Annotated in this window: 20 protein-coding genes and 1 CRISPR repeat array; of the genes, 10 read left to right on the top strand and 10 right to left on the bottom strand. The window is 53.2% G+C overall.

Features of this window, described 5'->3' with window-relative positions; translation table 11 throughout:
- Positions 1-37 precede the first annotated feature (37 nt).
- Positions 38-2110: a methionine--tRNA ligase gene (gene metG / locus CKQ54_RS12695; RefSeq protein WP_279630527.1), complete on the top strand. Its 2073-nt coding sequence runs from the start codon at positions 38-40 to the stop codon at positions 2108-2110.
- A gap of 146 nt (positions 2111-2256) precedes the next feature.
- On the opposite strand, the gene CKQ54_RS12690 is transcribed toward metG, so the two are convergent.
- Positions 2257-2529 (bottom strand): DUF1127 domain-containing protein, encoded by a 273-nt coding sequence (locus CKQ54_RS12690; RefSeq protein ID WP_120162689.1) that lies wholly within the window; start codon positions 2527-2529, stop codon positions 2257-2259.
- Positions 2530-2697: 168 nt separating this feature from the next.
- Between CKQ54_RS12690 and CKQ54_RS12685 the strand changes: the two genes are divergently transcribed.
- On the top strand, positions 2698-4116 hold the full coding sequence (locus CKQ54_RS12685; RefSeq protein WP_112291991.1) for an aminotransferase-like domain-containing protein: 1419 nt from the start codon (positions 2698-2700) through the stop codon (positions 4114-4116).
- 24 nt (positions 4117-4140) lie between these two features.
- Positions 4141-5031 carry a LysR substrate-binding domain-containing protein gene (locus tag CKQ54_RS12680; RefSeq protein WP_120162688.1) on the top strand — a complete coding sequence of 297 codons (891 nt, stop codon included), beginning with the start codon at positions 4141-4143 and terminating at the stop codon, positions 5029-5031.
- A gap of 158 nt (positions 5032-5189) precedes the next feature.
- Here the strand turns inward: CKQ54_RS12680 and CKQ54_RS12675 are convergent, their stop codons facing one another.
- Positions 5190-5465, bottom strand: coding sequence for a CBU_0592 family membrane protein (locus CKQ54_RS12675; protein ID WP_120133507.1), 276 nt, complete (start codon positions 5463-5465; stop codon positions 5190-5192).
- A gap of 218 nt (positions 5466-5683) precedes the next feature.
- Here CKQ54_RS12675 and CKQ54_RS12670 point away from each other — a divergent pair, with 218 nt between their 5' ends.
- Genes CKQ54_RS12670 through CKQ54_RS12650 form a run of 5 tightly spaced genes read left to right on the top strand, consistent with a single transcriptional unit; the run spans position 5684 to position 12718 of the window.
- Complete coding sequence (locus tag CKQ54_RS12670; RefSeq protein WP_120162687.1) at positions 5684-7267, top strand: ABC transporter substrate-binding protein; 1584 nt, start codon at positions 5684-5686, stop codon at positions 7265-7267.
- On the top strand, positions 7267-8214 hold the full coding sequence (locus CKQ54_RS12665; protein WP_120162686.1) for an ABC transporter permease: 948 nt from the start codon (positions 7267-7269) through the stop codon (positions 8212-8214). The genes CKQ54_RS12670 and CKQ54_RS12665 overlap by 1 nt, the downstream gene beginning before the upstream one ends.
- A 12-nt stretch (positions 8215-8226) precedes the next feature.
- A complete protein-coding gene (locus CKQ54_RS12660) occupies positions 8227-9054 on the top strand; it encodes an ABC transporter permease (RefSeq protein ID WP_120162685.1) in 828 nt (275 codons plus the stop codon).
- Positions 9051-10694: an ABC transporter ATP-binding protein gene (locus CKQ54_RS12655; protein WP_120162684.1), complete on the top strand. Its 1644-nt coding sequence runs from the start codon at positions 9051-9053 to the stop codon at positions 10692-10694. The genes CKQ54_RS12660 and CKQ54_RS12655 overlap by 4 nt, the downstream gene beginning before the upstream one ends.
- Positions 10691-12718, top strand: a complete 2028-nt coding sequence (locus CKQ54_RS12650) for a CocE/NonD family hydrolase (RefSeq protein ID WP_120162683.1) — start codon at positions 10691-10693, stop codon at positions 12716-12718. Before CKQ54_RS12655 ends, CKQ54_RS12650 begins: the two co-directional genes overlap by 4 nt.
- Before the next feature lie 168 nt (positions 12719-12886).
- Here the strand turns inward: CKQ54_RS12650 and CKQ54_RS12645 are convergent, their stop codons facing one another.
- Together CKQ54_RS12645 and CKQ54_RS12640 are read right to left on the bottom strand one after the other, a co-directional pair.
- Positions 12887-13105, bottom strand: coding sequence for a helix-turn-helix domain-containing protein (locus tag CKQ54_RS12645; protein ID WP_120162682.1), 219 nt, complete (start codon positions 13103-13105; stop codon positions 12887-12889).
- Positions 13106-13579: 474 nt separating this feature from the next.
- Positions 13580-14087: direct repeats of the CRISPR family, unit length 28 nt; unit sequence TTTCTAAGCTGCCTGTACGGCAGTGAAC.
- Positions 14088-14330: 243 nt separating this feature from the next.
- A complete protein-coding gene (locus CKQ54_RS12640; RefSeq protein WP_120162681.1) occupies positions 14331-14777 on the bottom strand; it encodes a winged helix-turn-helix transcriptional regulator in 447 nt (148 codons plus the stop codon).
- Positions 14778-14877: 100 nt separating this feature from the next.
- Between CKQ54_RS12640 and CKQ54_RS12635 the strand changes: the two genes are divergently transcribed.
- Together CKQ54_RS12635 and CKQ54_RS12630 are read left to right on the top strand one after the other, a co-directional pair.
- Positions 14878-15672, top strand: coding sequence for an SDR family NAD(P)-dependent oxidoreductase (locus CKQ54_RS12635; protein WP_120162680.1), 795 nt, complete (start codon positions 14878-14880; stop codon positions 15670-15672).
- Positions 15673-15764: 92 nt separating this feature from the next.
- Positions 15765-16454: a fumarylacetoacetate hydrolase family protein gene (locus tag CKQ54_RS12630; RefSeq protein ID WP_120162679.1), complete on the top strand. Its 690-nt coding sequence runs from the start codon at positions 15765-15767 to the stop codon at positions 16452-16454.
- A gap of 20 nt (positions 16455-16474) precedes the next feature.
- On the opposite strand, the gene CKQ54_RS12625 is transcribed toward CKQ54_RS12630, so the two are convergent.
- The 6 genes from CKQ54_RS12625 to CKQ54_RS12600 form a co-directional block, all read right to left on the bottom strand.
- Positions 16475-17281: a hypothetical protein gene (locus CKQ54_RS12625; RefSeq protein WP_120162678.1), complete on the bottom strand. Its 807-nt coding sequence runs from the start codon at positions 17279-17281 to the stop codon at positions 16475-16477.
- Positions 17281-17478, bottom strand: coding sequence for a hypothetical protein (locus tag CKQ54_RS12620; RefSeq protein WP_112288224.1), 198 nt, complete (start codon positions 17476-17478; stop codon positions 17281-17283). Before CKQ54_RS12620 ends, CKQ54_RS12625 begins: the two co-directional genes overlap by 1 nt.
- 159 nt (positions 17479-17637) lie before the next feature.
- A complete protein-coding gene (gene ansP, locus CKQ54_RS12615; protein ID WP_120162677.1) occupies positions 17638-19119 on the bottom strand; it encodes an L-asparagine permease in 1482 nt (493 codons plus the stop codon).
- A 231-nt stretch (positions 19120-19350) separates the two neighbouring features.
- Positions 19351-20199, bottom strand: a complete 849-nt coding sequence (gene bglG, locus CKQ54_RS12610; protein WP_120162676.1) for a transcriptional antiterminator BglG — start codon at positions 20197-20199, stop codon at positions 19351-19353.
- Between the two features lie 168 nt (positions 20200-20367).
- Positions 20368-21603 (bottom strand): carbohydrate porin, encoded by a 1236-nt coding sequence (locus tag CKQ54_RS12605; RefSeq protein WP_244220260.1) that lies wholly within the window; start codon positions 21601-21603, stop codon positions 20368-20370.
- A 294-nt stretch (positions 21604-21897) separates the two neighbouring features.
- Positions 21898-23295 carry a glycoside hydrolase family 1 protein gene (locus CKQ54_RS12600; protein ID WP_120162674.1) on the bottom strand — a complete coding sequence of 466 codons (1398 nt, stop codon included), beginning with the start codon at positions 23293-23295 and terminating at the stop codon, positions 21898-21900.
- Positions 23296-23302 lie beyond the last annotated feature (7 nt).

Here is a 23302-nt window from a genome sequence, read left to right as displayed (position 1 = left end):
CCCCGTTTGTTTACGCGGGGCGGCGCTTTCGGTTAACATCAATGCCCCTGATTTCAACTACAGAAAGCAAGCTCTTACTATGGCTCAAGTCGCGAAAAAAATTTTGGTAACCTGTGCACTTCCGTACGCCAACGGATCCATCCATCTCGGTCACATGCTCGAGCACATCCAGGCTGACGTCTGGGTCCGTTACCAGCGAATGCGCGGCAATGAAGTGCATTTCATCTGTGCGGACGATGCGCACGGCACCCCGATCATGCTGAAAGCGCAGCAGCTCGGTATCAAGCCGGAAGAGATGATTGCCGAAATGAGCCAGGAGCATCAGAAAGATTTCGCCGGCTTCGGTATCAGCTACGACAACTATCACTCCACGCACAGCGACGAAAACCGTGAGCTGTCCGAGCTGATTTATGGTCGCCTGAAAGAAAACGGCTTCATTAAAAACCGCACCATTTCTCAGTTGTACGATCCGGAGAAAGGCATGTTCCTGCCTGACCGTTTCGTCAAAGGCACCTGCCCGAAATGTAAATCGCCAGATCAGTACGGCGATAACTGTGAAGTGTGTGGCGCAACCTACAGCCCGACTGAACTGATCGACCCGAAATCTGTGGTTTCCGGTGCGACGCCGGTGCTGCGTGATTCTGAGCATTACTTCTTTGATTTGCCGGAATTCAGCGCAATGTTGCAGGCGTGGACCCGCTCCGGTGCGCTGCAGGAACAAGTGGCGAACAAAATGCAGGAGTGGTTCGAACACGGTCTGCAACAGTGGGATATCTCCCGCGATGCGCCGTACTTCGGTTTTGAAATTCCTGATGCGCCGGGCAAATATTTCTACGTCTGGCTGGACGCGCCAATCGGCTATATGGGTTCTTTCAAAAACCTGTGTGACCGTCGCAGCGACCTGAATTTCGACGAGTTCTGGAAAAAAGATTCGACTACCGAGCTGTATCACTTCATCGGTAAAGACATCGTTTATTTCCACAGTCTGTTCTGGCCGGCGATGCTGGAAGGCAGCGGTTTCCGCAAGCCAACCAACCTGTTCGTACACGGTTACGTCACCGTGAATGGCGCGAAGATGTCCAAATCGCGCGGCACGTTCATCAAGGCCAGCACCTATCTGAATCATCTGGATGCCGACTGCCTGCGTTACTACTACACCGCAAAACTGTCTTCACGCATCGACGATATCGACCTGAATCTGGAAGATTTCGTGCAGCGCGTTAACGCAGACATCGTGAACAAAGTGGTTAACCTGGCGTCACGCAATGCCGGTTTCATTGCCAAACGTTTTGACGGCAAACTGGCTGACAAACTGGCCGATGAAGCGCTGTACAAAACCTTCACCGATGCCGCTGAAAGCATCGCGCAGGCGTATGACAGCCGTGAATCAGGTCGCGCAATCCGTGAAATCATGGCGCTGGCTGACCTGGCCAACCGCTATGTCGATGAGCAGGCACCGTGGGTAGTTGCAAAACAGGAAGGCCGCGACGCTGACCTGCAAGCCATCTGCTCAATGGGCATCAATCTGTTCCGCGTGCTGATGACTTACCTGAAACCAGTTCTGCCTTCACTGTCAGAGCGCACTGAAGCCTTCCTGAACACCACGCTGGACTGGGACGCTATTGCTCAACCGCTGCTGTCGCATCAGCTGAATCCGTTCAAAGCGCTTTTTAACCGTATTGAGCTGGATAAAGTGACTGCGATGGTTGATGCGTCGAAAGAAGATATTGCGGCTGCGAAAGCTCCGGCAACCGGTCCGCTGGCGGATGATCCGATTCAGGAAACCATCACTTTTGATGATTTTGCCAAAGTGGATATGCGTATCGCGCTGATTAAAAGCGCTGATTTCGTGGAAGGGTCAGACAAACTGCTGCGACTGCAACTGGATCTGGGCGGCGAAACCCGTCAGATTTTCTCCGGTATCCGTTCTGCCTATCCTGATCCGAAAGCACTGGAAGGCCGTCTGACCATCATGGTCGCCAACCTTGCACCACGTAAAATGCGCTTCGGCATCTCTGAAGGAATGGTGATGGCGGCGGGCCCTGGCGGAAAAGACATCTTCCTGCTCAGCCCGGATTCCGGCGCACAGCCTGGTATGCAGGTGAAGTAAAACTCATGACTGCTCCTCCCCCTGCGAAGGGGGAGGTTGGGAGGGGGTTTTACAGACAAAATAAAGAGTTGGAGAAAACTTCAGCTTATTTTTTTTGACCTTAATACCCCACCCCGGCCCTCCCCTTCGCAGGGGAGGGAGCAAAATCACTTCGGCCAGTTCGGCCATATGGCTTTCGGATACTCCCTGTCGATATCCGATTTCGCCAGCCCGATATCCTTCAGTTGATCCGCACTCAGCGAATGCAAAATCTTGCGGCTGACGCGGCGCTCATTCCAGCCATGTACCACTGCAAACAACTGTTTTAGCCAACCGCCCTTTCTCACCGGCATCTGTACTGCCCGTTCATGCACCGCGATATCTGCACAAACCCTTGTCTCACATCCGGCAAACTGCCGTTCTTCAATGATATTTTTCATATTCTGCTCCCGTTGACGACCTGACATCAGGATCTAACAACGGGCAAAAACATTACAGATTCAGTTTTTTTGTATTTCAACCATACAGATCTGGATCTGATGACAGATTCAGCGTTAGATTGTGTTCATCTGTACTGCTTTCTTTGCGCAGGCGTTGAGGAAAAGATAATGAATCGTTACGAAAATCTGGCAAATGTCCTGAGTGATCGCATTGAACAAGGGCTGTATCCGGCGGGTATCCGTCTGCCTTCAGTGCGGGTGTTAAGCAGTGAACATGGCGTCAGCGTCAGTACAGTTCAGCAGGCGTATCGCGTGCTGGAAGAAAAACAGCTGGTGGAAGCCCGCCCGAAATCGGGTTACTTCGTGAAAGATGCCCGCATTCAGGCTGCCCTTCCGGCGGTGTGCCGCCCGACGCAACGTCCGGTAGATATTTCCCAGTGGGATCAGGTACTGGAGCTGATCACTTCCCCGCATCGTCCCGGTGTGATTCAGTTAGGCCGCGGCTCTCCGGATGTCACTGCCGCCACGCTCAAACCGCTCAGCCGTCTGATGGGGCGCGCCGGACAGCATCAGAATCTCAGCGCGTTTCATTACGACAGCATTTACGGCTCCGAAGACTTACGCGAACAAATCGCCCGTCTGATGATTGACAGCGGCAGCCATATGGATGCCAGCAACATCCTGATCACCACCGGTTGTCATGAAGCCCTGTCTATCGCCATCCGTTCAGTATGTGAACACGGCGATATCGTGGCGGTGGACTCCCCGAGTTTTCACGGCGCGATGCAGACTCTGAAGGGCTTTGGCATGAAAGCGCTGGAAATCCCTACCGATCCGGTTACCGGAATCAGTCTGGAAGCACTGGAGATGGCGCTGGAGCAGTGGCCGATTAAAGCCATACAGCTGACGCCCAACTGTAATAATCCGCTCGGTTATAACATGCCGGATGACCGTAAAAAAAGCCTGTTGCGTCTGGCGCAACGCTACGATATCGCGATTATTGAAGACGATGTTTACGGTGAACTGGCCTATCAGTATCCGCGCCCGGCGACCATTACCTCGTTTGATGAAGATGGCCGCGTGCTGCTGTGCAGTTCGTTTTCCAAAACGCTGGCGCCCGGTTTGCGCGTCGGCTGGATTGCGCCGGGCCGTTATCATGACCGCGCCCTGCACATGAAATACATCACCACCGGCGCATCAGCCACGCTGCCACAAATCGCCATCGCGGATTTCATCAAACAGGGGCATTATCTGCAACACATGCGCCGCATGCGTAATCAGTACCAGCGCAACCTGTGTACCATGACTGACTGGGTGATGAAATATTTCCCATGTGGCACGCGTGTCAGCCGTCCGCAGGGAGGATTTCTGTTGTGGATCGAACTTGACGAACGCGTGGATACCCAGCGCCTGAACCGGCTGCTGGAAGAACATTTAGTGCAAATCGCCATCGGTTCGATATTCTCTGCCTCGGGCAAATATCGCAATTGTCTGCGCATCAACTATGCCCAGACGCTGACGGCGAAAACCGAGCGCGCCGTTCAGCAGGTTGGCCTGACCATTTCACAGATGCTGGAAAACTGCTAAACGCTATCCGGAGAGCCTTTTATCGTGCAGATAGAACCGTTACCGCCACTCAACACGCTGGTGGCATTTGAATGCGTGGCGCGTTATTGCAGTTTTTCAAGGGCAGCGGACGAGCTGAATCTCACCCAAAGCGCCATCAGCCGGCAGATTATCCAGCTGGAAGAAATGCTGGGTTGTAAGCTTTTCCAGCGTGCGCAACGCAAAACCACGCTGACACCGCGCGGGGAAACCTATGCACAGCAGGTGCGAAAGCTGCTGGGGGATATTTCACAATCCACCGCTGAGGTGATGGGCTGGAACGGTTTGCCGCAGGTCACGCTGGCCTGCACCAGCGCCATGAGTGGCCTGTGGCTTTCATCCCGTCTCTCGTCTTTGCGCCAGCTTCTGCCGGACCTGCAAATCCGCATGAAGATTTCCGACAGTTTTTCAGACCTCAAGTCATCAGAATTCGATCTGGCTATCTTCTATCTGCGCGAGCCGCCGCCTGGTTATCACGTACAGGCGTTGTTCGATGAAGTGTGCTATCCGATGTGTTCACCGGAATTTCTCAAACGCCTGCCGCCTGATGCCAGCGCGGCGGATTTACTCGAACAAACCTTGCTTATACAGGATGACCCGCAGCGCGAATGGACCGGCTGGCGTGACTGGTTTGCCTCACAGGATGTGAGTTTCGTGACGCCGCGCAGAACCTGGCGCGCCAATAACTATCCGTTTCTGGTGCAGTCAGCAGTGCTCGGAGATGGAGTTTTGCTGGGCTGGGAAGGACTGGTGCAGGATTACGTTAACAGCGGCCAGCTGGTTGCGGCGCATCCCGGCAAACTGGCTGCTGCCGGAAAATGCTACATGCTGACGCCTCAGGACAGGTTCCTGAAACCTGTCGTGCATAAAGTGATTAACTGGCTGAAACAGCCTTAATAAACTCCCTCCCCTGCGAAGGGGAGGGCTGGGGTGGGGTATTCAGGTCAAATAAATAAGTTGAAGTTTGCTTTGGCAAAGATTTAGTTTGTGAAACCCCCTCCCAGCCTCCCCCTTCGCAGGGGGAGGAGCCAAATAATAATAATCTTATATGTTAATTATATATCAGCCGGCGGGATTTTATTTTTCTCCAGATATCTGCGTTTTCTCGCAGAATTCATACCAATTAATGTAAACAACAGCCAGCATGACTGTGAAATACAGGATGCAAGGTTAAAATCATGGCTTAATGAATACAGGCCAAACACACCGCCGATTATATTAAGATAGGCGTAACTGTTAGCATCAACCGCTAGCCTGCGCATTTGAACCAGCGCATAAGCCAGAAGGTAGCAAAACACGCCAATTAAGCCGACAACCGTATGCATTTCCACCGGCCACTTCCCTTTCCAGACATTGATAGCTCAGAAAAATAAAGCTTTTCAGGGTGTTCTGCCGCGAATTTTTCGCATACCCTCATGATAAATTCTCATGCAAGTTCAACAGGGGGTTTTGATATAAATCATCAAGGCAATCCATTGCGCCAATTAGACACACCCGGGGTATTTCGCCTGCACCTATAAAATTCCAGCACGTACTATGGAGATAATTAATGAAAGATAATAATTCCCCTTTGACGAAATTAATGCAGGATGCACAACTTAGCCGTCGCGGCTTTATTACCAGCGCTTCCGCTGTGGGTATTACCAGTGCCTTAGGTTTTTCACCGTTCTCTGCTTTCGCGGCGGAACCGAAAAAAGGCGGTGTATTAAAACTGGGTATGTCAGGGGGAAATACCAGCGATACGCTCGACCCGACATTATTCAGCGACTGGGTGCCCTTAAATCAGGCATATATGCTGATGAACGGCCTGGTGGAAATTGATGAAAATAACAAAGCCACACCGGAACTGTTCTCCGCCTGGGAAGCCAAACCGGGTGCCGCCGAATGGGTGTTTACCGTTCGCGATGGCGTGACGTTCCATAACGGCAAAAAACTCGATGCCGGGGACATTCTCTACTCCATCAACTTGCATCGCGGCGACAAATCAAAAAGTGCCATCAAAAGCCAGCTGGCACCGATTACCGGCCTGACTAAACAGGGCGATAACCAGATCCTCATTACCCTTGACAGCGGTAACGCCGACCTGCCGTATCTGCTGGCGGATTACCATCTGGTGGTGGTTCCGGACGGCTTTACCGACTGGTCGCACCCGATTGGTACCGGCGGTTATGTCTTTGATCAGTACGAACCGGGCGTGCGATCGCTGTTCAAACGCAACCCGAACTACTGGAAACCGGACCGCGCCTTTGTCGATGCCGTAGAAGTGCTGGTCATCAATGACCCGACCGCACGCACCAACGCCATGATTTCCGGTCAGGTTCATGCGATTAACCGCGTCGATTTTAAAACTGTCGATTTCCTCAAACGCAGCCCGGCGCTCAACATTGTGCGTTCTTCCGGCGGCCAGCACTTCACCTTCCTGATGGATTGCAGCGTCGCACCGTACAACAACAACGACGTGCGCATGGCGATTAAACACGGTATCGACCGTCAGAAGATCCTCGACACCGTTCTGCGTGGCTACGGTTCGCTGGGTAACGATCATCCGATCCCCAAAACCGACCGCTTCTTCAACCACAGTCTGGAACAGCGCGTTTACGATCCGGATAAATCACAGTTCTATCTGAAAAAGGCCGGTCTGGCCGATCTCAAGATCGAGCTGTCTTCCTCTGACGCCGCCTTTGCCGGTGCGCTCGATGCTGCCGCCCTGTTCCAGGGACAGGCGCAGAAAGGCGGCATTCAGGTCAACATCAAGCGCCAGCCTGCCGACAGCTACTGGGACGATGTGTGGATGAAAGCGCCTTTCAGCATGGGTTACTGGGGCGGACGTCCGACGGCTGACCAGATGTTCTCCACCGCTTATCAGTCCACCGCAAAATGGAACGACACGCACTGGAAAGATGAGAAGTTTGATGCCCTGCTGTTGCAGGCACGCTCACTGCTTGATGAAGGCAAACGTGCGGAAATCTATGGGGAACTGCAAAGTATCGTGCGTGATAACGGCGGCGCGATGATCCCGCTGTTTGGCGATTATCTCGACGCGGCCAGCAAAAAAGTCGGCGGTATCAAGCCGCACCCGATGTTCAACTTTATGGGTGGTCGTCTGGCCGAGCGCGTCTGGCTGGAGGCATGATGAAAAAACGGATTTTACAGCGGGTTCTGTTGGGCATTATCACGCTGTGGCTGGTTTCTGTGCTGATTTTTATCGGCACGGAAATGCTGCCTGGTGATGTCGCAACGGCCATTTTAGGCCAGAGCGCCACGCCTGAAACCGTTGCCGCATTGCGCCTGCAACTCGGGCTGGATGAACCGTCGATGCTGCGCTACCTGCACTGGCTGGCGGGTATCATGCACGGCGACTTAGGGCATTCACTGGCGAACGGGCGCGCCATCAGTGACGAACTGCTGCCGCGTCTGGCAAACACGTTGTTCCTCGCCGGATACGCGGCAGTGATCGCCATTCCGCTGGCAGTAGGTCTGGGTATCGCATCGGCTATCTGGCGCGGTTCTGTTTTTGACCGGCTGGCAAATACGCTGACGCTTATCAGCATTTCGGTGCCGGAGTTTTTCGTCGGTTACATTCTGGTGATTGCCTTTGCCATCCGCCTGACGTGGTTCCCCAGTCTGTCGATGGTCGACAGCAGTTCGTCGTTTATTGACCGTCTTTACGTCTGCACCCTGCCGATGCTCACCCTGACGCTGGTGGTACTGGCGCACATGCTGCGCATGACGCGTGCCTCGGTGACGGCAGTCATGGCCAGCCCGTATATCGAAAGCGCCGTGCTCAAGGGCATTCCCCGCTGGCGCATTGTGGTTTTTCACGCCCTGCCAAACGCCCTTGCGCCCATCATCAACGTGGTGGCGTTTAACCTCGCGTATCTGGTTGTCGGCGTGATCCTGGTGGAAGTGGTGTTTGTCTATCCGGGCATCGGGCAATACATGGTAGACGCGGTAACCAAGCGCGACCTGCCGGTGGTTCAGGCCTGCGGTCTGCTGTTTGGCGGCACCTATATTTTCCTCAACACCACCGCCGACTTACTGGCGATCTGGTGCAATCCACGCCTGCGCCATGCGCGCTAAAAGAGGGAACTCATGAACCGATATTTCATTAACATCCCGCTCTCGGCCTGGATTGGTATTGTGATTATTGCAGTGAACCTGCTGGCGGCTATTTTTGCGCCATGGCTCGCTCCGCACAGCGAAACCGAACAGGTCGGCGATATCTGGCTGCTGCCTTCCGCCGCCACGCCGTTTGGTACTGACAGTCTCGGGCGCGACATGCTTTCCCGCATTCTGTTCGGTGCGCGCACCACCATTGCTATCGCGCTGACCATCACTTTCAGTTCATTTATCATCGGCATCGTCACCGGATTTACGGCGGCGATTTACGGTAAATGGGTCGATGTGGTGCTCTCACGCATCGTTGATACCGTGATGTCGATTCCGGTGCTGATTTTCGCGCTGATCGTGTTGTCCGTTATGGGTACGTCCATTCCGGTGCTGGTATTGACCATCGCCCTGCTCGATGCCACACGCGTGTTTCGTCTGGCAAGGCTGGTGGCGCAGGCGATTGTCTGTCAGGAATACGTCGAAGCAGCCCGTCTGCGAGGTGAAGGTTTACGCTGGGTGTTGTTCAAAGAAATTCTGCCCAACGCCCTGCCACCGCTGCTGGCTGAGTTTGGTATGCGTTTCTGCTTTACCTTCCTGTTTATCGCGGGTTTAAGCTTCTTAGGTCTGGGCATTCAGCCGCCGTATGCCGACTGGGGCAGCATGGTGCGCGACAATGCGCAGGCGATTAACTTTGGTCAGTTCGCGCCGTTGTATCCGGCGGCGGCGATTGCCCTGCTGACGATTGGCGTCAATCTGGTGGTCGACTGGCTGCTGGCGCGTAACAGCCTGCCGCATGGAGATGAAGCATGACACGCACGATTTTAGAAATGCGCGGGCTGCGCATCGAAACCCTCGACGGTTCACCGCTGGTGCAGGATATTTGGCTCAAACTGGCGGCGGGTGAAGTGCTCGGCCTGATTGGCGAATCCGGTGCGGGCAAATCCACTATTGGTCTGGCAGCGTTAGGCTATGCGCGTCAGGGCTGCCGGATTGCCGGTGGCGAAGTCTTTTTGGATGGCACTGACATTGTTTCTCAGCCTTCCAGCGTAAAGCGTGAATGGCGCGGCAGGCGCGTGGCATATGTGGCACAAAGCGCAGCCGCCTCGTTTAATCCGGCGCTGACCATCGAAAAACAGGTCTGCGAAGGCCCCATTCGCCACGGTCTGATGAACAAAGAAGAGAGTCGTCAGTGGGCGATTTCACTGTTCCGCTCGCTGGATTTACCGGATCCGGAAAACATCGGTAAACGCTATCCGCATCAGCTTTCCGGCGGACAGCTCCAGCGCGCAATGGCTGCAATGGCGATGTCCTGTAAACCCGATTTGCTGATCATGGATGAGCCAACCACCGCGCTGGACGTCACCACGCAGATTGAAGTGCTGGTGATGCTGCGCAAACTGGTGCGCGAATTCAACACCGCCGCGCTATACATCACCCACGATCTGGCCGTTGTCGCCCAGCTTGCTGACCGGATTATGGTGCTTCGTCACGGCAAAGAAGTGGAAACCGGCGACACGCAAACCATTCTGGAAAATCCACAACAGGAATATACCCGCAGGCTGGTTGCGGAGCGCGAACAGGCACTGACGCCGCTGGCAGAAGGCCATGAAACTGCCGGACAGCCGCTGCTGACGATGCGTAAGCTGAGTACCGGCTACAATGGTAAACGGGTGGTGAACGATGTCAGCCTGCAACTGCCGCGCGGAAAAACGCTGGCGATTATCGGCGAATCAGGCAGCGGCAAAAGTACGCTGGCACGGGCGCTGGTCGGATTGCTGCCCGACACTGAAGGCACGGTGGATTTCGACGGCGTGTCGCTTTCGCACAATTTTCACCAGCGCAATAAAGAAACACTGCGCCGTATGCAGATGATTTATCAGTTACCTGACGTGGCGCTCAATCCTCGCCAGACGCTGCTGGACATCATCGGACGCCCGCTGACCTTTTACTTTGGGATGAACAAAAAGCAGGTTCGCGAACGTGTGGAAGAGTTACTGCGCCTGACTGAACTGCCGGTCAAACTGATCGACCGTCGTCCCGGTGAACTGTCCGGCGGGCAGAAGCAGCGCGTCTGTATCGCCCGCGCACTGGCTTCGCAGCCGGAACTGATCATCTGCGATGAAGCCACCTCAGCCCTCGATCCGCTGGTAGCGGAAGAAGTGCTGAATCTGCTGCGCCGCTTACAGCAACAGATGGGGCTGTCGTATCTGTTTATCACCCATGATCTCGGCACGGTAAAACGTATCGCCCACCAGGTAGCGGTGATGTATCAGGGTCAGGTGGTCGCCAGCGGCGATACTGACGTGGTCTTCAGCGCGCCAATGCACAGCTATACCGAAAAACTACTGACCTCCGTACCGGAAATGCGCACCAGCTGGCTAGACGAGGTTCTCGCCCTGCGTGGCACGGCGCTTCCTGCGGCAGCCATTCCTTCGACAGGAGTTTTATGAGCACCAAACGCATCGTGACCGAATTCCCTCACGCCGTCACCGTGACCGAACATCTGTGGATCCCGCTCAGCGACGGCACGCGCCTCGCCGCACGTTTATGGCTGCCGGATGACGCCGAACGCCAGCCGGTGCCGGCTATTCTCGAATACATTCCCTACCGCAAACGCGACGGCACCCGCACCCGCGATGAACCGATGCACGGCTTTTTCGCCGGAAATGGTTACGCAGTCGTACGTGTGGATATGCGCGGCAGCGGCGAATCCGACGGATTGCTGGCCGACGAATATCTGTTGCAGGAACAGGATGACGCACTGGAAGTCATTCAGTGGATCACAGAACAACCCTGGTGCAGCGGCAACGTCGGCATGATGGGGAAATCCTGGGGCGGATTTAACGGTTTGCAGGTTGCCGCCCGCCGCCCCGCCGCGCTGAAAGCCATCATCACGGTTTGTTCAACGGATGACCGTTACCGCGACGATATTCATTACAAAGGCGGCTGCCTGCTCAATGATAACCTCTGGTGGGGCGGCATTATGCTGGCGTACCAGAGCCGCCCTTCCGACCCTGCGCTGGTCGGCGATAGCTGGTACAAAGACTGGCTGAACCGTCTGGAAAACATGCCGTTCTTCCCGGCGCTGTGGATGGAGCATCCGCTGCGTGATGCATACTGGCAACACGGTTCCGTGTGCGAAGACTGGTCTGCGATCCAGTGTCCGGTGATGGCGATCGGCGGCTGGGCAGACGCTTACAGCAATGCCGTATTCCGTCTGATGGATAATTTACAGGTTCCGCGCCGCGCCATTCTCGGCCCGTGGGCACATATCTATCCGCAGGACGGCACGCCGGAACCGGCGATTGGCTTCTTACAGGAAGCCGTGCGCTGGTGGGATCACTGGCTGAAAGGCGCAGACAACGGCGCGATGGAAGGCCCGATGATCCAGACCTGGTTGCAGGACAGCCAGCCGCCATCGGCGATGCGTCCGGTCAGTCGTGGCAAATGGGTGGGGTTTGATCGCGGCACCGCCAGCAATATCAATCACAGCCCGCGCTGGCTGACACGCGGACAGCTCAATACCCAGCCCGACGCTGACGCGGGCGTTATCAATATCTGTTCGCCGCAGAATCACGGTCTGATGGCAGGTGAATGGATGGGCGCGGGCGTGCCCGGTGAAATGCCGCCGGATCAGCGTGTCGATGACGGCATGGCAGAAATCTTCGACGGCGAACCGCTGGCCGAACCGCTGACCATTTTCGGTTTCCCGGAGTTTACCGTCGAACTGAGCAGCGATAAACCGGCGGCGATGCTGTACGTCCGGCTGTCAGACGTTGCGCCGGACGGCTCAGTAAACCGCGTCACCCACGGCTGGCTGAACCTTTCCCATCTGCAAGGTCACGACAAATGTGTACCGCTGATCCCCGGTCAGAAAGTCAAAGTACCGGTTCAGCTCGATGGTATTGCGCACCGCTTTGCCACCGGTCACCGGATGCGTATCTCGCTGGCGACCACCTTCTGGCCGATGATCTGGCCGATGGCAGAAGCGGCGACGCTGACGTTAGATTTGCACAGCGCGCAGCTCAGCCTGCCGGTGTGTGAGCAGCCGGTTTCAATTGCAGGTCCGATCAAAGAACCGCAAAGCGCGCCGCTGACGCCGCAAACCGTGCTGTCGCCAGGCCGCGTGGATCGCAACATCACTTACGATTTCCTCACCGACACCTGGACCAGCGTGACCAACGGCGTGGGTGGCGTTTTCGGTGAAGGCGTTTACCGCTTCGATGATATCGACACGACGGTCGATCACAATCTGCGCCGCGAGCTGACGGTCAGCAACAGCGATCCGCTTTCCGCCCGTTATCTGCTGACGCAGACCATGAAGATGGGACGTGAAGGCTGGTGGATGGAAGCTGAAATCACCCTCGAATTGCGCAGCGACCTGACGCATTTTATCATCAGCGGCGATATGGTGGTCAGCCTGAACGGCGAGGAAGAGTTCACCAAATACTGGCACGAGAGGATTGCGAGGTAAGTTTTTTTGCTCCCGCAAACTGTGGTTTAACCTTGCTCCTCCACCTGCGAAGGGGGAGGTTGGGAGGGGGTTTTAAGGACTGACACCTCGTGTGAGAAAACTTCAACTTATTGATTTCGCTTTAATACCCCACCCCAACCCTCCCCTTCGCAGGGGAGGGAGCCGATCTTAGTTGTATTTAATTTCGGTGTAACGGCTCGGCCAGATGGTTTCGGCTTTTACTCCGATGGCTTCCGCTATCAACCTTTCACCTTTCGGCCATTTACGGATTAACGCATTCGAGAGCGTCGATGAGCTTAAACCAGCGCGGCGTGAAACCGCCGCCATCGTGGTGCCCTTCTTTTTTATTGCCGCAATAATGTCAGCCTGATGCCAGTCTTTGTTCATGCAGCAAACGACAGCGATCGGTGAGCGTCCATGAATCTGGGGATGTTTCGTTTGTAAGAGTAATATCCATTTGAACAGAACCTAATATTAGATTGCGTATCACGCTACCACTTAAGTTCCTGCGCTAAGGTGGTAACTCAGGCGGGGGTAGGAATATCGGTTACCCTTTCCGACCAGCCCTAAAGCTGCCCCACCCGAGTTACCAAAACAATATACGGTAATAAATTGTTATTTTCTGGTAATACAAAGCGATGGCGAAATTAAAACTTCCGCCATGAGGGTTCAGGTTCCTACACCCGACTGCGGATTTTGCCGCAGCGAGCAGACAATAACTGGATATCCACACATAGAAAATGGGCAAAATGCTGGGATGAGATACTGCTTCCAGAGAGTTTTTATGGTTTGCAGTGAGTTGCACGCGGCTGCCTGTGCGGCAGTGAACCGATCTGCAAACCTTGCCTGAATCGCCACCACTTTCTAAGCTGCCTGTACGGCAGTGAACAAAGGGCCTGAAGTCGATCAGTATCTTGCAGCTTTCTAAGCTGCCTGTACGGCAGTGAACTGAGAGACGAAAACGGATCTACATTAAGTATGTTTCTAAGCTGCCTGTACGGCAGTGAACGGGTTCGTCGCCCTCTGGTATTACAGTCAGACTTTCTAAGCTGCCTGTACGGCAGTGAACCAGCTCGGATGGTGACTGAAACGAGCATAGAATTTCTAAGCTGCCTGTACGGCAGTGAACGCTCAGCGCCCGGGCGTTGTAAGTCTGTGTCTTTTCTAAGCTGCCTGTACGGCAGTGAACCCGAAGGATTGCATGTCAGTGCGGGTCATGAATTTCTAAGCTGCCTGTACGGCAGTGAACTTACAATCCCGATGGGACTGCCGCCGGGGTATTTTCTAAGCTGCCTGTACGGCAGTGAACAAACTCATCGACGTTAATGGAACGCAGACGGCTTTCTAAGCTGCCTGTACGGCAGTGAACAGTTGAGTTTTAATGTTTATGCTTTGAACTGCAAGAGATTATCCCTGTTTTGCCAAAAAAACCCTCTTTTTTGTGTGGCTCGTGTGATTCATTAAAATCAAAGAGTTAGAGACAGCTCGAAAAAAAGGGTTATGACTGAAATGCCATTAATACCCCACCCCAGCCCTCCCCTTCGCAGGTGAGGGAGCAGATCGAGATTTGCCCTTTTCCGTGCGAAATGGAGGGAGTTGCCCGAATTCTGTATCAGATTTCAGGAATGATCGCCGTAATATCCCGGCTCTCCAGCACCCGTCCGTCCTGCGCTCGGATTTCCAGTTTGCGCAGTGGCTGGCCGTTTTCATTGTCCACAAGCTGCGTACAGGCTTCGCCTTCCTCAAACAGGTATTCACTTCCCCACTGCCCCAGCGCGACCAGCACCGGTTGCAGCGCCAGCCCCTTTTCGGTCAGCACGTAATCCTGATACGCCGAACCATCGGCCGCCGGTTCAATTTTCAAAATGCCTTCGGCCACCAGCGCTTTCAGGCGTGCGCTGAGAATATTTTTTGCCGCACCCAGACTGCGCTGGAACTCGCTGAAACGCGAAATGCCACGCATGGCGTCGCGGACAATCAGCAGCGTCCACCAGTCACCAATGAGATCCAATGCGCGGCCAGCCGGACAAGGCGTGTTTTCCAGACGTGTTCGTTTCATGGCACCTCCTGCTTAAAGAATCTGGTTGCATTATAAAACCACCAGTGCTAAAAATCATCTGGTTTCATTATTAAACCACTTAATCAACCCAGAGGTTCTTATGTCAGATTCCATTCGTTCTCAGTCTTTGGCGTTAATCACCGGCGCATCCACCGGTATTGGTGCGACATACGCCGATCGTCTCGCTAAACGCGGCTATGATCTAATTCTTGTGGCACGTGATACACAGCGCCTGAATGCGCTGGCTGAAAAGCTGCAACAGGACACCGGCGTGAAAGTGACTGTGTTACCCGCAGACTTAACCCGCAGCGAAGACCTGTCACGGGTAGAAGATTTTATCCGCGCGACGCCGCAAATTTCCCTGCTGATCAATAACGCCGGGGCGTCACTCAAAGCCGGTTTTGAGAACAGTGATGCCGATGCCATCGAGAATCTGATCACCCTGAACGTCACCTCAGTGGCACGCCTTTCCCGCGTGGCGTTTGATGGCCTGATCAAGCATAAAGACGGCGCTATTATCAATATAGCCTCGGTAATGGCGCTGACGCCGGAGCTGCAATCTGCTGTGTATTCCGCGACGAAAGCTTTTGTGCTGACCTTCAGCCAGACGCTGCAATTTGAAATGGCAGAACGCGGTTTGTACGTTCAGGCCGTATTACCTGCCGCAACGCGTACAGAAATCTGGGAACGGTCGGGTAAAAATATTGATGAAGTACCAGGGGTAATGGAAGTCGGTGAACTGGTGGATGCTGCCTTGCTGGGCTTCGACCGCAAAGAAAAAATCACTATTCCGCCATTGCAGGACCAAAAACAGTGGGATGACTTTGATGCCCTGCGCGGCGCGATGGTGCCGAACTTCCTGCAAGCTCACGCGGCACCACGTTACAAAGCCTGACAGTGAGACATTGACCAGTAACATAAATTTACTGGTCAATGTTGATTCGCTTTGCAAATATGTTAATTCGACAACTTTGTGAAGTGAATACGATGACCGAATATGTAATTGCTGCACCCGAAGTTCCGTCTCTCGCCATCGAAGGCCAGAGCGCCCGTTTTCCATTGCGCCGCGTGTACTGCGTTGGCCGTAACTATTCCGAGCACGCCCGCGAAATGGGTCATGATCCGGATCGCGAGCCGCCGTTCTTCTTTGGCAAACCCGCTGATGCCGTTATCCCTGCCAGCGGTAACGTGCCTTATCCGACACTGACCGAAGATCTGCATTACGAAGTGGAACTGGTCGTCGCGATTGCCAAAGGCGGCAAAAATATCACGGCTGAAGATGCGCTGTCGCATGTCTGGGGTTATACCGTCGGCGTGGATCTGACCCGTCGCGATATTCAGGCGCAGGCCAAGAAACAAGGTCGTCCGTGGGATTTCGCCAAAGGTTTTGATGATTCCGCACCGGCGAACCCGCTGCTGCCCGTCAGTCAGACCGGTCATCCTGCCAGCGGTAAAATCTGGCTGGATGTGAACGGGGAGAAACGTCAGCGCGGTGATTTACGTGATCAGATCTGGCAGGTGGCAGATGTCATCAGTTATCTCTCGCAGGCCGTTGAACTCAAACCTGGCGATCTGATTTACACCGGCACACCGGCAGGCGTTGGCGCTGTGGTGCGCGGTGATGTGATTACCGGTGGTATCGAAGGCCTGAGCGATTTCAGCTTCACCATCGTGTGATTCATTCAGGACGTCTGGCTTCAGGCGTCCTTCTCTCCGATTTTTCTCTGATTCTCTTCCTCGATAATCGGGATTAACTCCTCAAAGGCACAGGCGCTTGAAGGGTCGAAAAGCGACAGCGTTTCAATCTGACTGAGTAAAATCACTTTGCGAAATTTCAGCGCATTCACCGGATCCGACACCGGCGTAATGCCGTGTTCCTGATAATAACGGGCATAGTTATGCTCGACGCGCAGCTCCAGCGTGTCTTTATCGCGATACCCGCTGACCATCGGGATCACCACCACATTGTCCGACGAACTGGTTTCACATCGCGCGGTATGCACCATGCCAATATAGACGCGCCGCGACTGTAAGGTGATAAACACCATATCGCCCTCTTCCATGCACTGATACAAAAGCCCTTCCACACCGTTGGCGCGGGTGAGTTGTTTGTACAACTGTTTGCGTCCGGCGGTATTAAGCCGCAAGCCCGGCGACCAGGTGGTGCGCACCAGACACAGCATCACGGAAACACCGAGCATAATGACGACCGGCGCCTGAATGCCTAAGAAACTCCAGTTGATGAAATCTCTGTGGTAATGCACATCCTGATGCAAATGCGGGATGGCAGGCAGCCAGTTCACGACTTCTGAAATCCCCCACAGCGCCATATAAACCAGCGCAATCACCAGTACGCCCTGCAGGACAAAAATGCAGCCGTATAACGCCACAAGAAAATAGACGTCCCAGCCGAAGGTACGTTTGAGTTTGAAGCGCGATGAGATGTCGCGGGTGGTGTACCAGTACCCGCAAACCATTAACACCATGAAAACCGCTGTCGCCATTACAGCACGCTCATGCGTTTGACGTGCCGGTCAAAGTCTTCACGCATATCCTGATTTGCCGGATTCACCGAGGCGGTACCGTTTTCATCAATTAAAATACGCTCCCCCTCCTCAATCGTATCTTCCATGTCCGCTGCACTGAACAGCCCGAGGAATTTTTCCGGGCTGGAGAAAATCTGTAACATAATCTTAAACATAGGTTTGCCTCTTTTAACTAAAGAGTAAGCCTAGTCAAAGATGAGAGATACTTTCACGCTTTCGGATTTTTTACAGGCAACATAATTTTTAGTGCTGCATGTAACGAAAAAGGGCCACCTTGCGGCAGCCCTTTGCTGAAAATCTCTGAAGTAAGTTAATTACTTCGCATCCAGACTTTCATGATGTGCTTCTTCGTGAGCGGCCTGCTCAGCATGGACTTCCGCCGCGCGTTTGCGCAGGCCAATCCAGCCCAGAACCAGCAGGATAATCAGTACCGGGATCGTCGCCACGGTGTAGGTGCCGTTCGGATAGTCAAACGCCATCAGGATAAGCACGCCCGCCAGAAATGCCAGCGTCAGCCACGAGGTGACCGGTGCCCACGGCATTTTGAAGGAGACGTCTTTCGCACGGCCTTCTTTGATAGCCTTACGCAGCTTCATCTGACATACGATGATGAAAGCCCATGAACTGAGGATGCCGAGTGACGCGACGTTCAGGACAATTTCAAATACCTGCGATGGCACGTAGTAGTTGAGTACCACGCCGATGACATAAATACCCACAGTGACCAGAATACCGGCGTAAGGCACCTGCTGTGCGCTCATCTTCGACATGAATTTCGGCGCAGAACCGCCCATCGACAGGGAACGCAGAATACGACCGGTGGAATACAAGCCGGAGTTCAGACTCGACAGCGCCGCAGTCAGTACCACGATATTCATGATCGTGCCGATATAAGGCACGCCCAGCTTACTGAAGAAGGTCACAAACGGGCTTTGCCCTGCCTGATACGCATTCCACGGTAACAGCAGAACCAGCAACGCCACGGAACCGACGTAGAATAACGCGATACGCCAGATAACGCTGTTGATGGCTTTTGGCAGCACTTTTTCAGGATTTTTGGTTTCGCCTGCCGCCGTACCGACCAGTTCGATAGCCGCGAACGCGAAGACCACGCCCTGCACCAGAACCAGCGCCGGTAACAACCCGTGCGGGAAGATACCGCCGTTATCGGTGATCAGATGGAAACCGGTGGTATTGCCGTCCAGCTGTTTGCCGGTGCCGAGGAACACCACGCCGACAACCAGGAACAGGGCAATCGCCGCGACTTTGATCAGCGCAAACCAAAACTCCATCTCAGCGAACCACTTCACGCCGATCATGTTCATGGTGGCGACAATCGCCAGTGCGCCCAGCGCAAACATCCATTGCGGGACATCACCGAAGGTTCCCCAATAGTGCATGTAAAGAGCCACTGCGGTGATATCGACAATGCCGGTCATCGCCCAGTTGAGGAAGTACATCCAGCCTGCAACGTAAGAGGCTTTTTCGCCCAGGAACTCGCGGGCATAAGAGACAAAGCTGCCGCTGGTCGGACGGTGTAAAACCAGTTCACCCAGTGCTCGTAAAATAAAGAATGAGAAAATACCACACACCGCATACACGATTGCCAGCGCCGGGCCAGCCATCTGTAAACGCGCGCCCGCGCCGAGAAATAAACCGGTGCCGATAGAACCACCAATGGCAATCATCTGAACCTGACGATTGCCCATACTTTTGTGATACCCGTGTTCGTGCGAGTCCAGCCAGCGTCTTTTCGCCGCGTGCTTCGCCTCTGCCGATTTTTTATGAGACTTCATTCGATCTTGTTCTCCAAAAATAACCTTCACCTGACGTCGGGTGCTGCAAGCAAACGATTGCAAGCCTCAACGTTTATGGGGTTTACCCACTGTAGTTTTTTTAGCCGGAACTGTTTTGGTGCAATAACGGCGAAGGATGCTACCTTTTCTCATTAACCGTGGCAAAAAAAACCGTCATAAAAAATTGTGAACAGTCATATTTCGCGTAACGAATTTTGAGCATGCGTGCGGTTATGGGGTTTCTTTAGGCGAACATTCTTTTCTCACCCGCTCAATATTGATCGACAGATACATGATCTCTTCCGTCGTCAGATCCCGCTGATATTGCGCGGCAAGGTAATCGCCGATTTTCTCCGAGCACTGCCAGGCTTGCGGATAGTTCTCTTTCACGGCCACATGCAGGGTCATGTCGTCATCCGCTACGACGGTGCGGCTGAGCATGCGCTGTGCGAAGAATTTCAGATGGGTGACGAAGCGCTGATAACTCAGCGATTCTTCGTCATATTCGATACGCAGCTGGTATTTCACCAGATTGAGGATTTCCTGCATCACGCGGGTGATTTGCGCCACTTCCGGCATTTCGCCATTAAGCTGAGCGTTCACCAGATGCAGTGCGATAAACCCGGCTTCATCCACCGGAAGGCGCACACCAAGTCGCGAATAAATAATCTCCAGCGCCTCCAGTCCCAGCGCATACTCTTTCGGATAAAGGCGGCGGGTTTCCCACAGTAACGCGTTGCTGATCGGCACGCCCTTTTTCTGTCGCTCAATGGCGAAGTTACAGTGGTCAGTGAGCGCAATGTATAAATTTTCCTGCAATTTCCCCAGCCGGCCGCGCGCCAGCGTAATGATCTGGTCGCAGGTGGTCATCACTTCCATCGGAATATGCGAGAGCAGTTCTGTCAGATGCGCGACCAGTTCGTCGCTCTGTAATGCGAAGATTTTCTCGATCTTACTGTCATCGAGTTCGTCTCCGGTTTTCTTCATAAACGCCAGCCCGCGGCCCATGACGACCTGTTCCCGCTGCTGATCGTTGACGACAACCACCACGTTATTATTTAGAATTTTGGCGATTTTCATTGTTATTCCCTGAAAAGAAAAACCCGACCGTTCCTAAGAAAGATCAGGTTTTGTCTGCCGCAGCACTTCATCTCTGCCCGATAATTTTATCAGGTTAGATCATCTGCTCAACGTATGTAACTGAAAAACCGTGACGATGATCGCTGCGGTCAGACGTAAAATTTGCACTCAGAACGTGACGATGGCTTTCAATCCTGTCACCCACGCATCCTGCGTTTCTTTCACCCCGCCCGGACGGTACCAGTATTGCAAATCCGGTTGCAGAATCAGCCACGAACGGACTTTTATCTGATAGTACAAATCAGCGTTCACCGAGTGCCCGGACAGTGGCGTATACAGCGGGTTACCGTAATCATCCACCTGATAAATCGTATTCAGGTTTTCCTGATTCTGGCGGTAATGATTACTCATTTTAATATACGTCATACCAAATCCCAGCCAGTCGTCAGGACGCGCATCAAACAACCCGCGATAGCGCATGGAAGCAGCTTGCGAATGATGGATGGCGTTGCTGCGCTGATCCCCCAGCCCGAGGCTGTATGACACGCTCATGCCACGGTTTGGATCGTCGCCACGTTGTGTCACCTGCTGGTTGAAACCGGTGTACATAAACCAGGTGCTGCTGTGTTTGCGATAACCTTCGGGATCTGTTGCGCCCACGCTCTGCGTTTTCCCTTCCGATAAATCTGTTTGCGGCGAGTTGGTATACAGCAAACCAACGTTATAAATGCCCGGCAAACCATTCACTTTGGTTTTCAGTTCCGCTTCCATCGGCAACAGAATGCCACGTGCGCCTTTCAGCGAACCGCTCCAGGCGTATTTGCGGTCAGAGGCATCGGGGTTTTGTTCCATAATACCGGTTTTCAGCGTCAGTTCTGGCGTCAGCTTGTACTGGAAAGTGGTGCCCCAGTAATGTTTATTCCAGTTATACCAGGTCATCGAGTTCGCCGATTTACCGCCACACTGGCTCAGCAGCTGGAAATCACACGGGATAATCTGATCGAAATCCTGATTTTTGTTCATCATACCGATGCGCCAGTGCAGTTTGCGGTCATCGAAACTACGGCTAAACGTCAGCCAGCCCAGACGGGTTATCGACTGTCCGCCCCAGCTTTCCTGGGCGAGATCGTTAAACCCGACACGCGGATCCTGCGTACGTTTGGACGTCAGGTTGTCATCGTGGTTACGGTTAACAATGTTACCTTCAATGGCCGCGTCAGGAATGCCGGTGTACATCTCCAGATCCTGGGTAAACGTCAGCGAGAACTGATCGATATACGCCAGATGTTTATCATGGTTATAACCGCCGCCTGCGTTATAAGACGACTCGCTCAGATAACCAAGCTGATAATGAAATCCATGGTCTTCAATAATCGGGCGAATACCCAGCATATCGCCGAACATACCTTCGCCGGGCGCCTCAAAACCTAATACAGTGCCATTCCAGTTATCCGCAGCCTGTGCTGAATGAATACCTGCGACTGAAATACATAGCGCCAGAAAACTGTTTTTCAGCAGCCGGTAATTATTTTTTAAAATATATGTAGGTGTTGCAGAAGTCTGAGAAATTTTCATCTTTATATTTCCGTTTTATTATTTTAAATCATCATTATTATTTTTGGTCAATACAAGGGCGAACAGGCGGCTTATAAATTTATAAGCCGCATCAGTTGTTTATTATTAGAGGCGAAAATCAGATCAGGATTTTAAAGCCGTGCCGTTCGAATTAATTACTTCTTTATACCAGAAGAAACTTTTCTTACGGCGACGCTCCAGCGTGCCATTCCCCTGGTCATCACGGTCAACGTAGATATAACCATAGCGTTTGGAGAACTCGGCTTTCGAGGCGCTGACCAGATCAATCGGCCCCCAGCTGGTGTAGCCCATCACTTCCACGCCGTCTTCAATGGCTTCACGCACCTGAACCAGATGGTCATTGATATATTCAATGCGGTAATCATCGTTGATGCTGCCGTCTGCTTCGACTTTATCACGCGCGCCTAATCCGTTTTCCACAATAAATAATGGCTTCTGGTAACGGTCATAAAGTTCATTCATTAAGAAGCGCAAACCTACCGGGTCAATCTGCCAGCCCCATTCGGAACTTTGCAGATGCGGGTTAGGCACCATATTTAATATGTTGGCGCGCGCTTTAATATTTTGCTCTTCGTCAGTGGTTACACAACCGGTCATATAATAACTGAATGAAATAAAGTCGACCGTTTCTTTCAACGCCTCTTTATCTTCAGCCGTAATATTAATTTCCATGCCACGATCTTTGAAGAAGCGCTTCATGTAGGCCGGGTATGCACCGCGCACCTGTACATCGCCGAAGAATAACCAGTCGCGGTTTTGCTGCAAGGTTTCCATCATATCAGCCGGTTTACAAGTCAGCGGATACAACATTCCGCCGAGCAGCATATTGCCGATTTTGCCGTCAGGAATGATCTCGTGGCAGGCTTTTACCGCTTTGGCGCTGGCCACCAGCTGATGATGAATGGCCTGATAAATTTCCTGTTTGCTGCTGTCTTCCGGCAAACCGACGCCGGTGAACGGCGCATGCAGCGACATGTTGATTTCGTTGAACGTCAGCCAGTGTTTCACCTTATTTTTGTAACGGCTGAACACCGTACGGGCGTAGTTTTCAAAGAAACCGATGGTGTCGCGACTGCCCCAGCCACCGTGTTTTTTCACGATGCCATACGGCATTTCATAGTGAGAAAGCGTCACCAGCGGTGTGATCCCGTATTTTGCCATTTCATCAAACAGGCGGTCATAAAAGGCCAGACCGGCTTCGTTTGGTTGCAATTCATCACCCTGCGGGAAAATACGCGTCCAGGCAATTGAGGTACGCAGCACGGTGAAGCCCATTTCGGCGAACAATTTCATGTCTTCCGGATAACGATGATAGAAATCAATCGCCACATCTTTCACGCCGAAATCGCCTTCAGTACGTTCCTGCACCGGACCAAAAACGCCTTGCGGTTGCAGGTCAGATGTTGATAAGCCTTTACCGTCAGTCAGATATGCACCTTCCACCTGATTGGCTGCGACTGCGCCGCCCCATAAGAAACCGTCTGGGAATTGCTTGTTCATGTGAACC

The sequence above is a fragment of the Rahnella variigena genome, assembly GCF_003610915.1.
In the GTDB taxonomy this organism is placed as follows: domain Bacteria; phylum Pseudomonadota; class Gammaproteobacteria; order Enterobacterales; family Enterobacteriaceae; genus Rahnella; species Rahnella variigena.
The sequence above is the reverse complement of the archived record's forward strand: the minus strand, read 5'-3'. Positions and strand labels throughout refer to the sequence as shown.

Coding starts and splice junctions, on each gene's coding strand:
- CKQ54_RS12600 (WP_120162674.1), bottom strand. CDS start 23,295: ATGAACAAGCAATTCCCAGACGGTTTCTTATGGGGCGGCGCAGTCGCA.
- CKQ54_RS12660 (WP_120162685.1), top strand. CDS start 8,227: ATGAACCGATATTTCATTAACATCCCGCTCTCGGCCTGGATTGGTATT.
- CKQ54_RS12645 (WP_120162682.1), bottom strand. CDS start 13,105: ATGAACAAAGACTGGCATCAGGCTGACATTATTGCGGCAATAAAAAAG.
- CKQ54_RS12685 (WP_112291991.1), top strand. CDS start 2,698: ATGAATCGTTACGAAAATCTGGCAAATGTCCTGAGTGATCGCATTGAA.
- CKQ54_RS12605 (WP_244220260.1), bottom strand. CDS start 21,603: ATGTTCGGCGATATGCTGGGTATTCGCCCGATTATTGAAGACCATGGA.
- CKQ54_RS12650 (WP_120162683.1), top strand. CDS start 10,691: ATGAGCACCAAACGCATCGTGACCGAATTCCCTCACGCCGTCACCGTG.
- CKQ54_RS12690 (WP_120162689.1), bottom strand. CDS start 2,529: ATGAAAAATATCATTGAAGAACGGCAGTTTGCCGGATGTGAGACAAGG.
- CKQ54_RS12665 (WP_120162686.1), top strand. CDS start 7,267: ATGAAAAAACGGATTTTACAGCGGGTTCTGTTGGGCATTATCACGCTG.
- CKQ54_RS12635 (WP_120162680.1), top strand. CDS start 14,878: ATGTCAGATTCCATTCGTTCTCAGTCTTTGGCGTTAATCACCGGCGCA.
- CKQ54_RS12640 (WP_120162681.1), bottom strand. CDS start 14,777: ATGAAACGAACACGTCTGGAAAACACGCCTTGTCCGGCTGGCCGCGCA.
- CKQ54_RS12625 (WP_120162678.1), bottom strand. CDS start 17,281: ATGGCGACAGCGGTTTTCATGGTGTTAATGGTTTGCGGGTACTGGTAC.
- ansP (WP_120162677.1), bottom strand. CDS start 19,119: ATGAAGTCTCATAAAAAATCGGCAGAGGCGAAGCACGCGGCGAAAAGA.
- CKQ54_RS12630 (WP_120162679.1), top strand. CDS start 15,765: ATGACCGAATATGTAATTGCTGCACCCGAAGTTCCGTCTCTCGCCATC.
- bglG (WP_120162676.1), bottom strand. CDS start 20,199: ATGAAAATCGCCAAAATTCTAAATAATAACGTGGTGGTTGTCGTCAAC.
- CKQ54_RS12620 (WP_112288224.1), bottom strand. CDS start 17,478: ATGTTTAAGATTATGTTACAGATTTTCTCCAGCCCGGAAAAATTCCTC.
- CKQ54_RS12655 (WP_120162684.1), top strand. CDS start 9,051: ATGACACGCACGATTTTAGAAATGCGCGGGCTGCGCATCGAAACCCTC.
- CKQ54_RS12670 (WP_120162687.1), top strand. CDS start 5,684: ATGAAAGATAATAATTCCCCTTTGACGAAATTAATGCAGGATGCACAA.